11 protein-coding genes are annotated in these 14052 nt (G+C 62.7%); 6 read left to right on the forward strand and 5 right to left on the reverse strand.

The window, feature by feature from the left end; genetic code table 11:
* Positions 1 to 381: 381 nt before the first annotated feature.
* Together ACIOWL_RS03490 and ACIOWL_RS03495 are read left to right on the forward strand one after the other, a co-directional pair.
* Entirely contained in the window at positions 382 to 1197 is an 816-nt protein-coding gene (locus tag ACIOWL_RS03490; protein WP_400381743.1) for an IclR family transcriptional regulator, read from the forward strand.
* 107 nt (positions 1198 to 1304) lie between these two features.
* The gene (locus ACIOWL_RS03495; RefSeq protein ID WP_400381744.1) at positions 1305 to 1985 is read left to right on the forward strand and encodes an SDR family oxidoreductase; all 681 of its coding nucleotides are present in this window, start codon (positions 1305 to 1307) and stop codon (positions 1983 to 1985) included.
* Between the two features lie 153 nt (positions 1986 to 2138).
* On the opposite strand, the gene ACIOWL_RS03500 is transcribed toward ACIOWL_RS03495, so the two are convergent.
* Positions 2139 to 3251, reverse strand: coding sequence for an HNH endonuclease (locus ACIOWL_RS03500; RefSeq protein WP_400381746.1), 1113 nt, complete (start codon positions 3249 to 3251; stop codon positions 2139 to 2141).
* Between the two features lie 791 nt (positions 3252 to 4042).
* Here ACIOWL_RS03500 and ACIOWL_RS03505 point away from each other — a divergent pair.
* Positions 4043 to 5473, forward strand: a complete 1431-nt coding sequence (locus ACIOWL_RS03505; RefSeq protein WP_400381748.1) for an APC family permease — start codon at positions 4043 to 4045, stop codon at positions 5471 to 5473.
* A 148-nt stretch (positions 5474 to 5621) separates the two neighbouring features.
* Here ACIOWL_RS03505 and ACIOWL_RS03510 read toward each other — a convergent pair whose 3' ends face one another.
* The 4 genes from ACIOWL_RS03510 to ACIOWL_RS03525 form a co-directional block, all read right to left on the reverse strand.
* Positions 5622 to 6365 (reverse strand): aspartate/glutamate racemase family protein, encoded by a 744-nt coding sequence (locus ACIOWL_RS03510; protein WP_400381750.1) that lies wholly within the window; start codon positions 6363 to 6365, stop codon positions 5622 to 5624.
* Between the two features lie 10 nt (positions 6366 to 6375).
* Positions 6376 to 7905, reverse strand: a complete 1530-nt coding sequence (locus ACIOWL_RS03515; RefSeq protein ID WP_400381752.1) for an NCS1 family nucleobase:cation symporter-1 — start codon at positions 7903 to 7905, stop codon at positions 6376 to 6378.
* Between the two features lie 135 nt (positions 7906 to 8040).
* Complete coding sequence (locus ACIOWL_RS03520) at positions 8041 to 8166, reverse strand: hypothetical protein (RefSeq protein WP_400381754.1); 126 nt, start codon at positions 8164 to 8166, stop codon at positions 8041 to 8043.
* A 166-nt stretch (positions 8167 to 8332) separates the two neighbouring features.
* Entirely contained in the window at positions 8333 to 9763 is a 1431-nt protein-coding gene (locus tag ACIOWL_RS03525) for a cation:dicarboxylate symporter family transporter (RefSeq protein WP_400381755.1), read from the reverse strand.
* A gap of 371 nt (positions 9764 to 10134) precedes the next feature.
* Between ACIOWL_RS03525 and ACIOWL_RS03530 the strand changes: the two genes are divergently transcribed.
* The 3 genes from ACIOWL_RS03530 to gcl all read left to right on the forward strand — a co-directional run bounded on the left by ACIOWL_RS03530 (position 10135) and on the right by gcl (position 13984).
* Positions 10135 to 10932 (forward strand): hydroxypyruvate isomerase family protein, encoded by a 798-nt coding sequence (locus ACIOWL_RS03530; protein ID WP_400381757.1) that lies wholly within the window; start codon positions 10135 to 10137, stop codon positions 10930 to 10932.
* Positions 10933 to 10968: 36 nt separating this feature from the next.
* Positions 10969 to 11868, forward strand: coding sequence for a 2-hydroxy-3-oxopropionate reductase (locus ACIOWL_RS03535; protein ID WP_400381759.1), 900 nt, complete (start codon positions 10969 to 10971; stop codon positions 11866 to 11868).
* Positions 11869 to 12190: 322 nt separating this feature from the next.
* Complete coding sequence (gcl, locus tag ACIOWL_RS03540; RefSeq protein WP_400381761.1) at positions 12191 to 13984, forward strand: glyoxylate carboligase; 1794 nt, start codon at positions 12191 to 12193, stop codon at positions 13982 to 13984.
* Positions 13985 to 14052 lie beyond the last annotated feature (68 nt).

The following is a 14052-nucleotide window of genomic DNA, read 5'->3' on the forward strand; positions in this document are numbered from 1 at the left end:
GTTTCGCGTTCACCCGTCCAGTCGTTCGAGACCTGCAAATACCGTCTTCACCTGTAGATCTGAATCTCCTTCCGGTGTAGTGATGCCCCGTGGCGGGCCATGGTGAAAACTGGTCGTTTCTCCCGCGAGCACATGGGGATCAAAACTCTTGACCGCCACCGGTGGTGCGAGCGTGACGAAAAGCACTCGGGAAGGCCTTCGCGATCGCGAGTTTGACGGACATTTCGCGTCATGAAGACTTCGGTGTTGCACCCACAGATACCCGCACATTGCAGGGGTCCTGAACGCGGCACCCAAGGCAGTGACACCGCGAACTAAATGTTCACTGTGTGGTCGACACGTTAGGCTGAGTAGAAGACAACTCGAAAGGCTGGATCCTTCATGGCAGCAACAACCGAAAAGACGTCCGGGGGCGTAGCCTCCAACCGCTCGGTGTCACGAGCCATTGCGGTGCTCCGTGCACTCGCGGCCGAGGGCGTGCCGCTGACCGTCACCGAAATTGCCAAACGGGTAGAGCTGCCCCGGGCCACCGTCTTCCGACTGTTGCTGACCTTGGAAGAGGAAGGGTTCGTCGACCGCGAAGATACCCACTATTCCCTGGGTTGGGACTTGGCACGGATCGCGCAGGACGTCGATCCCGCAGCCGGGCTTGTTTCCCGCATCAGTGATGTAGTGGACGACGTGGCCGAGCAGATGAACGAAACGGTGACCCTCAGTGTCCGGCGCGGAAAGTACGACCTCGACTTGGTGCAGCAAGCATCTCCGCGCTCGATTGGTGTGACCATGTCGGACATGAAGGGCCAGCGCTGGCCGCTGCATGCCTCAGCCACTGGCAAACTGCTGTTGGCTGAACTCACGGCCGACCAAGTGCGTGTGGCAACAGGCAACCAGCTTGAAAAACTGACTCCGGCAACAATCGACAGCTGGTCAGCGCTGGAAGCTGAGTTGGACACCGTCCGTGAACAGGGATGGGCCAGCACCATCGACGAGCTGGAAGATGGAATCATCTCCGTAGCGGTACCGCTACGCGGTGCCGGCGGCGACCTAGTGGCGACCTTGGCCTACATCGCCCCGCGACATCGCGTCGGGACAGACAAACTTGAAACACAAAAAATCAAAGAGCTGATCGAAGGCGCCAAAAAGGTTCGCAAACGCATCGTATCGCTCACCGATTCAGAACTGAATATGAACGGCTAACCAGGTCCTCTAGCGCTCGCCGGCGACACCCCGGAGTTCTGAGTGTTGGAATTATCTGAGGCCTGACGGGGTTATGCCAGAGGAAGACCGTAGAGGAAGGAAGGTTTATGACCGATTCACCACGAGTAGTCATTCTGGGCGGGCACGGTAAGATCGCGTTGCTTGCGGCCCCTAAGTTACGGGGCAAGGGATTCGCCGTTGACTCGCTGATCAGAAATCCTGAGCATGCAGCAGACGTCGAAGCGGCCTCGGCAAACCCTGTCGTGCTGGATATTGAGCGCGCCGGCGTGGATGAGCTGGCCGCCGTGTTCGAGGGTGCACAGGCGATTGTTTTTTCTGCTGGCGCCGGTGGCGGTGACCCGCGACGCACCAATGCCGTGGACTTCGAAGCAGCCTCGCGTGCGGTTCGAGCTGCGCAGCAAAGCGGGGTCAAACGTTTTGTGATGGTTTCCTATTCACGGGCGCTGGTTGATGTTGACAGCCTGGACCCGTCGCATTCCTTCTATCCCTATGCGCGGGCCAAGCACGACGCGGATGAAGTGCTGCGGGATTCGGACTTGGACTACACCATCCTTGGTCCTGGCGTGCTGACCCTCGGTCCGGTCACCGGCAAGGTGGTTGTGGCTGACGAGACCGGAAAGATTAACGGGAGTGCCCCGGAAGTAGCTGATACCTCGCGCGAAAACGTTGCAGAGGCGATCGCCCTGGTGATCAATGAGGACCTGTTGATCCGCCAGACCTCGAACTTCTATGACGGAGATACTCCGATGGAACAAGCCTGGGCCTAGAAATCCAGGGATGACGGCAAGACCCCCGCGTGCGGGGGTCTTGTTGTCTTAACCGGAACATTTGGGCGTGGGTGTGGGGCGGGCTCCGCACCCTTTTTGGTGGTGTGGGGCCTGCCCTGTTAGTTGTGTTCACACTTGCCTGTGCGGTGGTGGTTAGGTGATGGTGATGCCGTCGGGATCTGGTGGCGGGTATTTCACCGGGACTGGTGGGATGAGGTTTTCTGCTTGGAAGAGGATGCGGTTCATACGGCCCATGCCGGTGGTCGGTGGGCTGGAGGAAACGTATTCGACTCCGGAGGTGGGTCTGATGTGGAGTCGGTGTGGTGCGCTGGATTCGACTTCTTCTTCCCAGCCAGGGGCTTCTTTGGCGAGGTTGCAACTGGCACATTTCCAGGCCCCGTTGCTGAAGCTGGTTGCTCCGCCTTTGGCTGCTTGCTTGACGTGGTCCAGGTGTTCGGGCTTGTTGGTGCAGTAGGGGGTGCGGCAGAACTGGTCTCGGAGTTGGATCAGGTGGCGCAGGTTCCCGTCGTAGAAACGCTCTTTGGAGTCCATGGTGACCAGGTCTTGGCTGTTGGGTGCCATGAAGAGGCGTCGGAACATGGGGTAGGCGTTGATGCGGGCTGCGAGGGTGTTGGTGAGCTGGGCTGATGGTTCGGTGGTGAAGGTGGCTTCGATGTCGGCGAGGAGTTGGCGGGCGTATTCGGCGGGGATGCTGCCGTAGCCGGGGATGGCGGCGGTGTCTGGGGTGCGCATGAACAGGGAGCGGTCGGTCATGACGAGGTTGACGTGCAGGTTGATGGGGAGTGGTTTATCTAGTGGGTGGCCGGTGATGGCGCGGACGAAGAGGTCGGCGCGGAGTTGGCTGCGGGTGCGGGTGTCGCCTTTGTTGATGGCTTGGTTGACTTTGGTGTTGAGGAAGTCATCCAGGGCGACGCCGATTTCGGGGGCGACTTTGCCGTTGAGGTAGAAGCAGTCTTTGCCTTTGCGGATGCGCAGGTAGCGGTCGGCGGTGGCGTCTTCGATTTCTTCGGTGCGTGGGGTGTCGCGCATGAGGTCGATGGCTTTTTGGGCGGTGTTTTTGGCTTCGGTGGTGCTGGCGGCGTCGAAGAGGTCTGGGTGTTGGGTGTAGAAGCGGTCGAATTCGTGGCGTTCGGTGGCGGTGGAGTTATCCAGTGGGGTCATGATGGCTAGGATCATGGCTTCGCTGAGGTGGCCTTGTTCGAAGCGGGAGAAGAGGTAGGGCATGTCGGGGATGAGGTTGCGCATGCGGCGGAGGTAGACGAGGGTGCCTTGGGGGGATTGGTGGCGGGCGAGGGCGATGGCGTGGGCGGTGCCGCGTTCGATGTTCAGGGGGTGGTGTTCGGGGGGTGGTGCCGGTGAGGGCGTCGAGGCGGGCGGTGGCGCGGGCTTGGATGGAGGCGTAGAAGGATTTGATGCGTTCGGTTTGTTCGAGGACTCGTTGGAGGAGGGCTGGGTTGTTTGAGCCGAGGGCGGTGTTGATGAATTTGGCGTCCCAGGGGTCCAGGCAGGGGTTTTGTTCGAAGGTCCCTGCTTTCCAGGGTGTGACTTCGAAGTAGTTTTCTGCTTCTTCGTATGAGTCGAACATAGTTTCATTATATGCCTGTATTACGGGGTTGTGAAGTGGTTGGTTTGGGTTGGTGTGGTGGGTGTGTTAGGTGTTTTGTTCGAATGTTGGGGGTGTAGTTTAGTGGTTGGGTTGGTGGGTGTGTGGGGGTTGGCCACCAACTGTGGATAGGTCGTGGCAACTGCTTTGAATGCCACGGGTAGTGTGTCGTGATTTTTCCTCGGTCAACTGAATTGCTGGAAAGTGGGCCGCCTGGCCAGATGGATCGCAGCTGGCGATGGATACGGCACCTTCTATTGCGCAATGTGTCCTTGCCCGGCGCAGGCAAGGCCAAGGCTGTTGCTGAAACAACAGTTTTATGGCTCAGTGTGACGGCAATTGACCCCAGGTTTCCTCGCCCTTCGCCCGGGCTGGCGCGGCTTTTACTCTTGAGCAGAACTCCAGATTTTGTCTCAGCGAAAGTACCTTGGCCATGGCTCAAACACTTAGCACCACCGGCACCGCGAGCAGCGGCAAATCGGGCAGGTTGCGCGGCAACCTCTCGGTGGCATCCATCGTATTTATTGTCGTGGCGGCCGCCTCCCCGCTGGGGGTGATCGGCGGACCGGTGCCGTTGGGCATCGCCTCGGGCAACGGCGCAGGATTCCCGTTCTCCTTTGTGATAGCGACGCTGGTGCTGCTGCTGTTTTCGGTGGGGTTCACCCAGATGACACGTTTTGTGCCGACTGCCGGGGCGTTCTACGCCTACATCGGCACCGGACTGGGCAAGGGCCTGGGACTGGGCGCGGCATTTGTGGCCTTGCTGGCGTATCTGGCCCTGGAGGCCGGGGTGTTCGGACTTTTCGGCCCGGGGCTGGCAGAGCTGGTGGTCTCCTACGGAGGTCCCCAGGTGCCGTGGTGGGTCTGGGCGGCGGTGGGTTTTGCGGTGGTCAGCCTGTTTGGCTACCTGAACATTGAACTGTCCGGAAAACTGCTGGCGGTGCTGCTGATTGCGGAAGTGGCGATCGTGCTGGTGCTCGACGCGGTGGTGATCTTCTCCGGCGGCGGCCCGGAAGGCTTCTCCACCGGGATCGCGACGCCCGCGCAGATCGTTTCCGGGGCGCCGGGCATGGGGATCTTGTTCGCGATCCTGAGTTTTGTGGGTTTCGAGGCGACCGCGGTGTTCCGCGATGAGGCGCGCGATCCGCAGCGCACCATCCCGCGGGCGACCTATATTTCGCTGATCTCCATCGGCGCCTTCTACACGCTCTCCAGCTGGGTGCTGATCAGCGCCAACGGCGAAAGCGAGATCGTGGCGCTGGCGACGCAGAACCCGGGCACCATCCTGCAAAGCACCACCGAAGCCTATCTGGGGGCCGCCGGCGGGCATATTGTGCAGCTGCTGTTCGTGACCAGTTTGTTCGCCTGCATCCTTTCATTCCACAACATCGCCGCGCGATACTTTTTCCAGCTGGGGCACCGCGGGGTGCTGGCGGCGAGCCTGGGGCGCCCGCACCCCGAACTTGGCTCTCCGGCGGCGGCTTCGTTGCTGACCTCCGCGGTGGTCGGTGTGCTGGTGCTGGCCGCGGCGCTGCTGCGGCTTGATCCAATCAGCCAGTTCTACACCTGGCTGGGCGGGATATCCTCGGTGGGAATTGTCCTGCTGCTGACGCTGACCTCCGTGGCGGTGCTGGTGTTTTTCGCGCGGCAACAGCCCGGCGGGCCGCGTTGGCAACGGCAGATCGCCCCGGGGTTGGGGCTGGTTGGGTTGCTCGGATTTTTGCTGATCATCCTGGGCAACCTGCCGCTGCTGGTGGGCGAGGAGCACTATGGCCCGTTCTCCTACGGGGTGCTGGCGCTGCTGGCCTCCGGGCTGGTCGCCGGCGTGCTGGTGGCGAGGCGAGGTTCGGTGGTATTCGACTGATCGGGGCGAGCCTGGGGAGCACGGTTAACAAGAAAATCCCCGCTGCATCAGCAGCGGGGATTCTCGCGTCATCACTCGCACCTTCTTGAGGTACTTACGAGTCTAGAACTAGTTTCTGTGCATCAACTAAGTTGGCACTGCCGGTTTGCTACACGCGGCTGTCGGCCGACTGGCGGGTGATCGGCCAGCCGGTGACCTGCTTGGGCCGCGGCGGGGCGTAGGTGCGCACCTTGGAGGTGCTCAGCCCCATGCGGATCAGGGATTCGGCGATGGTCACCGCGGCGCGGACCCCGTCGACAATCGGCACACCGGTCGCGGCGGCCACCTGTTCTTCCAGCTCGGCCATGCCGCCGCAGCCCAGGCAGATGACCTCCGCCTTGTCCTGCTCCACAGCGGCGCGCGACTGTTCAACGATCGCCGCCACCGCGCGCTGCGGATCGGATTCCAATTCAAGCACTCCCAGTCCACTGGCCCGCACCGAGGCCAGGCGGTCGGTGAGCCCGGCCAGCTTCAACCGGTCTTCGATCAGCGGAACCGCGCGGTCGAGCGTGGTGACCACGGAGTACTTGTGACCCAGGAACTGGGCGGTGGAGGCGGCCGCCTCGGTGATGTCCACCACCGGCACGTCCAGCAGCTCCTGCAGGCCTTCACGGCCGTGTTCGCCGTAGCCGGCTTGGATGACCGCGTCATAGGGTTCGGTGTAGTTCACCACCTTGTCCATCACCGCCAGCGCGGCCAGGTAGCTTTCAAAGTTCCCCTCGCAGGAGTCCGCCCCGAAGTCCGGGGTCAGCTCGATGATTTCGGTGCCCGGGGAGGCCACCTGGCGGGCCGAGTCGCCGATCGCACGGGTCATCGAGGCGGTGGTGTTCACGTTCAGTACAAGAATTCGCACGGGTTGCTCCTTAGTGCTTCGGGGCGACGGCGATGGCTTCCCCGTCAAGGTCTACGAGGTTGTGCTGGCGTTTGGCCAGCAGCAGGTAGGTCAGCGCGCCGGCGCCGGATCCCAGGAACCAGGCGAAGGACCCCACCACGTGCAGTGCCGGGACGAATGCCAGCAGCAGCGCGATCACGGAGCTGATCACCAGGGCGGCGACCGCCCGGAAGTTGAAACCGCGGGTGAAGTAGTAGGTGCCCTCCGGGGTGGAGCGGTACAGGTCCATCACGTTGATGCGGGCCCGGCGGATCAGCCAGTAATCGGCCATGATGATGCCGAACAGCGGGCCGAGCAGGGCGCCCAAGCCGCCCAGGAAGTAGTTGATGATCTCCGGGGAGTTGTACAGGTTCCACGGCAGGATGACCAGGCCGATGACCCCGGAAATCAGGGCGGCCTTGCGGAAGTTCAGGTGCTTGGGGAACAGGTTGGTCAGCGCGTAGGTCGGGGCGACGAAGTTGGCCATCAGGTTCACCGCGATGGTCAGCACCAGCAGGGCGCCGGAGGCAAGCAGCAGCAGGAAGGTGTTCGGGATGGCTTCAACCACGTCGGACGGCGAGGCGATGATTTTTCCGTTGATGGAGAACTGGGTGCCGGTCAGCACCACGACGATGGCCCCGAAAAACAGCATGTTCAGCGGGATGCCGAAGAAGTTGCCGCGCACAATGGCCTTTTTGGAGACCGCGCCGCGGGTGAAGTCGCAGAAGTTCAGCACGAAGGTGCCGTAGATCGAAACCCACAGGGCGGCCGCGCCGAACATTCCCAGCCACATGTCCAGCCCGGACTTCGGTTCGCCGGTGTACATCGAAACGTTGAAACCCGACTCGAAGAGCATCCAGATGGCCAGGGCCAGGAAGGTGACCAGGATGATCGGCCCGGCGAATGCTTCGTACTTGCGGATCATTTCCATGCCGTAGCTGACAATGACCAGCTGGATGACCCACAGCGCCACGAAGCAGATCCACCCCAGGATGTTCAGGCCTAGGAAGCTCGACTCGGTCAGGGAGCTGGCGCCCGGGGCGAGCGCGATGACCATCACGCTGAGCACCTGGGAAGCCAGGTAGGTCTGGATGCCGAACCAGGCGATCGCCACGGCCCCGCGCAGCAGCGCCGGGATTTGGGCTCCGGTGATGCCGAAGGCGATGCGGCTCATGACCGGGAAGGGGACACCGGTTTTTTCGCCCATGAACCCGGAGAGGTTCAGCAGGGCAAAGAGCAAGATGGCGCCGATGCCCAGTGCGCCCAGGATCTGCCAGCCGCTCATGCCCAGGGCGAAAAGCCCGATGGCGAACGCGTAGTTGCCCAGCGAGTGCACGTCGTTGGCCCACAGGGTGAAGATGCTGTACGCGCTCCAGGTGCGTCCGGAGCGGGTGGTTGGAGCCAGGTCCTGGTTGTAGAGCGAGGGGCTGAGATCATAGGGGTTTGCGCGGTCGATTCCCGACCCGTCGTGCCCGGGATCTGCGGCGAGGGCAGGGGAAATTTCAGGCGTATTGTGCGCCATGATGGACATCCTTTAAAGGGGCCGCTGCCGAAAAGGGCGATGAGTTGCCGAAACGGTGGGCAAGCGGCGGGATCTGATGGTAGGCGTGGGCAGCGAAAGCGAATCGAGCGTGGCTCGGTGGCTGCGCAGAGGGCGCTACGGGTAGATCGGTTGGCCGAAATTGAGATAGAACTCGGCCGGGGTGCCGGAAAATGACAGGGATGGGCGCGAGGTTGCGTAATCCGCGGTCATGACGTGCTCCGTGCTGAGGTATTGGTGCATGGCTGCTCCTGAGTGGTAATTCAGACTCCGAGATATGTGCCAATCGTGCTTGGTGAGACAACTGTATGCCACAGATCACATTACCGCAATAGAAAATTGAATTTCCACAATACGAAAACGGGCGACGAGGAACCGAAGTTCTCCGCCGCCCGTGGCCTGACTGGGATTAACCCCGCCGGTGAGCCGTATCTTTTGCGGTTTCCGGGGCCGGCGCGGCGGCCTGCTCCGCCTTGAGCCGTTCGATCTGGCTGGACTCGAATTCGGCCTCCTTGCCGAGCATGCGGGCTGCCTCAACGGTGGTGATCTCTCCGGCGAACGCCCGTTTCATGGCATCGCGGTCAAACTGGCCTTCCCACTTGGCCACCACAAAGGTGGCCACGCAGTTGCCCAGCAGGTTCACGGCGACGCGCATTGAGTCCATGATGCGGTCGGCGCCCAGCAGCAGCGCCACGCCGGCTACCGGGAAGATTCCCAGGGCGGCCGCGGTGGCGGACAGGGCCAGGAAGGAGGAGCCGGGGACCCCCGCCATTCCCTTGGATGTCAGCAGCAAGATGCCCAGGGCCGCCAGTTGCTGGCCGAAACTCAGGTCGTGGCCGAAGGCCTGGGCTAGGAACAGCAGCGAGATCGAGAGGTAGATCGCCGCGCCATCCAGGTTGAATGAATATCCCGTGGGGACCACCAGGCCGGTGGTCGCCTTGGAACACCCGGCGTTGGTCAGCTTGGTCATGATGCGCGGCATCACCGATTCGGTGGAGGCGGTGCCCAGCGCCAGCAGGAATTCCTCGCGGGTGTAGCGGATGAACTGCCACAGCGGCACCCGGGCGAAAGCCCAGGCAACCAGGAAAAGCACGCCGATGAACAGCAAAGCCGCCAGGTAGCAGGCCAGGATCAGCTTCGCGTAGGTCCCCAGGGTTGAAATGCCGTACTGGCCGATGATGAAACCCATGGCGCCCAGCGCGCCCAGCGGGGCGACGCGCATGACCCAACTCATGATCTTGAAAACAAGCTCCAGCACGTTGTCGAACACCGCGAGCAGCGGAGCGCAGCGTTCCTGGCCGACGACGACGATTGCCGCGCCGAAGAAGACCGAGAAAAACAGGACCTGCAGCAGGTTGTTGTCCGCGAAGGCGCCGATCACGCTGACCGGAATGATTCCCAGGATGAAGCTGGCCGCGTCTTTGGCCTCGCCGGTGCTTTCCTTCAGGGCGGTGTCATCCAGCGTGCTGGGGTCGATGTTCAACCCGGCGCCGGGCTGGAAGATATTGGCGATGATCAAGCCGAAGACCAAGGCGAACAGGGTGGCGCCGGTGAAATACAGCAGCGCCTTCACCCCGACGCGCCCCACGGCCTTGACGTCCCCCACGGCGGCGATGCCGGTGACGATCACCAGGAAAATCAGCGGAGCGATGATCATCTTGATCAACATGATGAAGCCGTCGCCCAGGGGGCGCAGCTGCGAGCCGATGCCGGGCCAGAAATGCCCGATCAGGATGCCGGCGGCTACCGCGACGCCGAGCTGGAAAAACAACGATGAATAGAATCGCTTTTTGCGCGCGGGCCTGGTGTCCAGGGTGTTGTTCGGGGTGGGTACCTTCATGGCTGCTCCTGAGTCTTTCGTGTCTCCGAGGTATGTGCCGTCTCGCTGTCGAGATCGAATGTGATCTGACTCACGTGAATTTCGCAAGAAAAAAGATAAATTCCGCATCTCGAAAAGGCTTCCTTTCGCCAGCCGGAATTTTTACGCCTGGATTGAGGCTTGTTGCGTCATGTTTGCATTGCGGGGGCATTGTGTGGGATTTACGCGCACGCACCCGGTTCAGTCATTGCAGGCCGATGGAAAATTGTGGCGGCGGGCCGCTTGACAGTGACGCGGATCTCGCCCTACAGTTTTCATAAAGCAAAACTCAAATTCCATAAGACGGAATCTTGAAGCTGAAACTTGAACCAAGGTCTCGAAGGGGAAAACCAGTGTCGTACACTCTGAACTGCTCGATCCTGCTCACCGAACTCCCGGTGCTTGAACGCGCCGGCGCCGCCAAGGCCGCCGGGTTCGACAGCGTCGAGTTCTGGTGGCCCTTCGGGCAGGCCGTGCCAACCGACAAGCAGGTTGACGAATTTGTTGCCTCCATCAAGAACGCCGGCGTGCAGCTGGACGGGCTGAACTTCTTCGCCGGCGACATGCCGGCGGGGGACCGCGGGCTGGTGTCCTGGAAGGGACGCTGCGGCGAGTTCAAGGACAACGTCCAGGTGGTCGCCGCGATCGGCGAAGCCACCGGCTGCACCTCCTTCAACGCCCTGTACGGCAACCGCCTTGAGGGCAACACCGCGGCAGAGCAAGACGAGCTGGCGCTGAAGAACCTGCTCGCCGCCACCCAAGGGGTCGCCAAGATCGGCGGCACGGTGCTGATCGAGCCGGTCTCCGGCACCGAAGCGTACCCGCTGAAAACCGCGGCCGACGCCCTGGCGGTTGTGGACGCGGTCAAGGCCGCCGGGAATAGCAACATCGCCCTGCTGGCCGACTTCTACCACCTCTCGGTGAACGGAGATGACGTGGCCGCGGTCATCGAAGCCCACGCCAAGGACTTCGGGCACATCCAGATCGCCGACGCCCCGGGCCGCGGCGCACCGGGCACCGGCAACCTGCCGCTGCTTGAGTGGGTCAACCGATCCATCGAGCTGGGCTACACCGGCAAGGTCGCCCTGGAATACAAGCAGGACGCCGCCACCGCCTTCCAGTGGCTGAACACCGCTTCGGCCACCGCCTAAGCACCCATCGAGCACCACAAGTTTTGGAGTAGAAACATGTCGCAGAATGTAGCATTCATCGGTCTGGGGATCATGGGCCTGCCCATGGCGAAAAACCTGGTCGCCGCTGGCTTCAACGTCACCGGATACAACCGCAGCCAGGGCGCTATCGACGCGTTGGCCGCCGCCGGCGGACAGGGCGCAAGCTCGGTGGCCGACGCGGTGAAGGACGCCGACGTGGTGATCACCATGGTTCCCGACTCCCCGGATGTCCAGGGTGTGGTCTCCGGCAAGGACGGGGTCTTCGCCAACGCCAAAGCCGGCGCCTTGTGGATCGATAACTCCTCGATCCGCCCGGATGTCTCGGTTGCGCTGGCGGCCGATGCCCGCGCCGCAGGCCTGCGCCCGCTGGATGCCCCGGTCTCCGGCGGCGAGGCCGGTGCCATCGGCGGGGTGCTGTCCATCATGGTGGGCGGCGAGCAGGCGGACTTCGACGCGGCCGCACCCGTGCTGAACGCGGTGGGCAAAACCATCGTGCTGGTAGGCCCGGCCGGCTCCGGGCAGACCGTGAAGGCGGCGAACCAGCTGATCGTCGCGGCCAACATCCAGGCACTGTCCGAGGCCGTGGTGTTCCTTGAAGCCTACGGCGTGGACACCGACGCCGCGGTGAAGGTGCTCGGCGGCGGACTGGCCGGATCGGCCGTGCTGAACCAGAAGGCCCAGAAGATCCTGGACCGCGACTTCGCCCCGGGTTTCCGCCTGGCCCTGCACAACAAGGACATGGGCATCGTCACCTCCGCCGCCCGCGAGGCCGGCGTGGTGCTTCCGCTGGGTGCACTGGTGGCCCAGCTGGTCACCTCCACCGTCGCCAGCGGCGACGGCGCCCTGGACCACTCGGGCCTGTTCCGCGGGGTCCAGCGCCTGTCCGGCAAGGTCGAATCAACCATCGACGCCTAGGGCGTTTCTGAACTTCCTGCGGCGAAGCGGCACCGGGTAACTTCAACCTCTCGGAATCCGGTGGCGCACCATCCCTGAACGATGACGCTGACTGTGCGTGGTGCTGACACGACACCACCAGAGAAAATCATCAACGGTGCGCAATGAGCTCTGTTCCAGTTCATCGCCGGTTTCCGGTGCTCAAGGGCGCGAAGTCATGGTGACTCATGCACCTGGCCCTTCGCCGCAGGGTACTACCTCTCCCACATTTTTATTTCCCGCCGGCGGTTCCCGCTGCGTTCATCCGGCGACGGAAAACCCACATTTTTAGGACGTGAATCCCATGGCAAAAATGCGTGCTGTAGACGCCATTGTGCTGATTTTGGAAAAGGAAGGCGCCACCGAGGCATTCGGGTTGCCCGGCGCCGCCATCAACCCGCTGTACTCCGCGATGAAGCAGCACGGCGGCATCCGCCACACGCTGCACCGCCACGTTGAGGGCGCCAGCCACGCGGCGGACGGCTACTCGCGGGCCACCGGCAAGATCGGTTTGTGCCTTGGCACCTCCGGCCCGGCCGGCACCGACATGATCACCGGCCTGTACGCGGCGATCGCCGACTCCATCCCGATGCTGTGCATCACCGGGCAGGCGCCGACCAACGTGCTGCACAAGGAAGACTTCCAGGCCGTGGACATCGAGTCGATCGCCAAGCCGGTCACCAAGTACGCCTCCACCATCCTGGAGCCGGGGCTGGTTCCGGGCACCTTCGCCAAGGCCTTCCAGATCATGCGCTCCTCGCGCCCCGGTCCGGTGCTGCTGGACCTGCCGATCAACGTGCAGCTGGCGGAGATCGACTTCGACATCGACGCCTACGAGCCGCTGCCGGTGGACAAGCCGAAGGCCACCCGCGTCCAGGCGGAGAAGATCGTCGACCTGCTGCTGGGCGGCAAGAAGCCGATCATCATCGCCGGCGGCGGCGTGATCAACGCCAACGCGAGCGGCAAGCTGGTCGAGCTGGCCGAAGAGCTGAACATCCCGGTTTCCCCGACCCTGATGGGATGGGGCGCCATCCCGGATGACCACCGCCTGCAGTCGGGCATGGTGGGCATCCAGACCCACACCAAATACGGCAACGCCACCTTCCTGGAATCCGACGCGGTGCTGGGTCTGGGCAACCGCTGGGCCAACCGCCACACCGGCGCGCTGGACACCTACCGGGCCGGGCGCAAGTTCATCCACGTGGACATCGAATCCACCCAGATCGGCCGGGTGTTCTCCCCGGATCTGGGCATCACCTCTGATGCCGGGGCCGCGATCGATGCAATCCTGGAGGTAGTGCGCGAGCGCAAGGCCGCCGGTTTGGTCCCGGACTACTCCGCATGGGCCAACGCAGCCACCGCCCGCAAGGGCACCGGGCACCGCAAAACCAACTTCGAGAACATCCCGATCAAGCCGCAACGTGTCTACCAGGAGATGAACTCGGCCTTCGGCCAGGACACCACCTACGTCTCCACCATCGGCCTGAGCCAGATCGCCGGTGCGCAGATGCTTCACGTGTACGGTCCGCGCCGGTGGATCAACGCCGGCCAGGCAGGCCCGCTGGGCTGGACCGGTCCGGCCGCCCTGGGTGTGGTCCGCGGCAAGCCAGGCGAGCGTGTGGTTGCACTCTCCGGCGACTACGACTTCCAGTTCATGATCGAAGAGCTCGCCGTGGGCGCGCAGTTCAAGCTGCCGTACGTGCACGTGGTGGTCAACAACTCCTACCTGGGCCTGATCCGCCAGTCGCAGCGTCCGTTCGAGATGGATTACCACGTTTCCCTGGGCTTCGATAACATCAACTCCCCGGAAACCAACGGCTACGGCGTGGACCACGTCAAGGTCGCCGAAGGTTTGGGCTGCAAGGCCGTGCGGGTCCAAGATCCGTCCAAGCTGGCCGAAGGCTTTGCCCAGGCCAAGGCGCTGGCCGACGAATTCCAGGTGCCGGTGGTGGTTGAAGTGATCTTGGAGAAGGTCACCAACATCGCCATGGGCGCGCAGCTGGATGCCGTGAATGAATTTGAAGACCTGGCATTGGAACCGGGCGATGCACCAACCGCGTTGGTGCCGCTGGGCGAAAATGCCACTGTGGATGCCTAAAGGCCAGTCGTCACTGCCTAGTCACCACTAAGTTTGGCGCGGGACACCGGTTCACCATCAAGGGTGTG

The organism is Glutamicibacter sp. NPDC087344, assembly GCF_044744225.1.
Lineage (GTDB): Bacteria > Actinomycetota > Actinomycetes > Actinomycetales > Micrococcaceae > Glutamicibacter.

Excerpts from the sequence above, each read along its gene's own strand:
- ACIOWL_RS03500 (WP_400381746.1), bottom strand. The coding sequence starts at position 3,251 with ATGCGCAACCTCATCCCCGACATGCCCTACCTCTTCTCCCGCTTCGAA.
- ACIOWL_RS03505 (WP_400381748.1), top strand. The coding sequence starts at position 4,043 with ATGGCTCAAACACTTAGCACCACCGGCACCGCGAGCAGCGGCAAATCG.
- ACIOWL_RS03535 (WP_400381759.1), top strand. The coding sequence starts at position 10,969 with ATGTCGCAGAATGTAGCATTCATCGGTCTGGGGATCATGGGCCTGCCC.
- ACIOWL_RS03520 (WP_400381754.1), bottom strand. The coding sequence starts at position 8,166 with ATGCACCAATACCTCAGCACGGAGCACGTCATGACCGCGGATTACGCA.
- gcl (WP_400381761.1), top strand. The coding sequence starts at position 12,191 with ATGGCAAAAATGCGTGCTGTAGACGCCATTGTGCTGATTTTGGAAAAG.
- ACIOWL_RS03515 (WP_400381752.1), bottom strand. The coding sequence starts at position 7,905 with ATGGCGCACAATACGCCTGAAATTTCCCCTGCCCTCGCCGCAGATCCC.
- ACIOWL_RS03495 (WP_400381744.1), top strand. The coding sequence starts at position 1,305 with ATGACCGATTCACCACGAGTAGTCATTCTGGGCGGGCACGGTAAGATC.
- ACIOWL_RS03490 (WP_400381743.1), top strand. The coding sequence starts at position 382 with ATGGCAGCAACAACCGAAAAGACGTCCGGGGGCGTAGCCTCCAACCGC.
- ACIOWL_RS03525 (WP_400381755.1), bottom strand. The coding sequence starts at position 9,763 with ATGAAGGTACCCACCCCGAACAACACCCTGGACACCAGGCCCGCGCGC.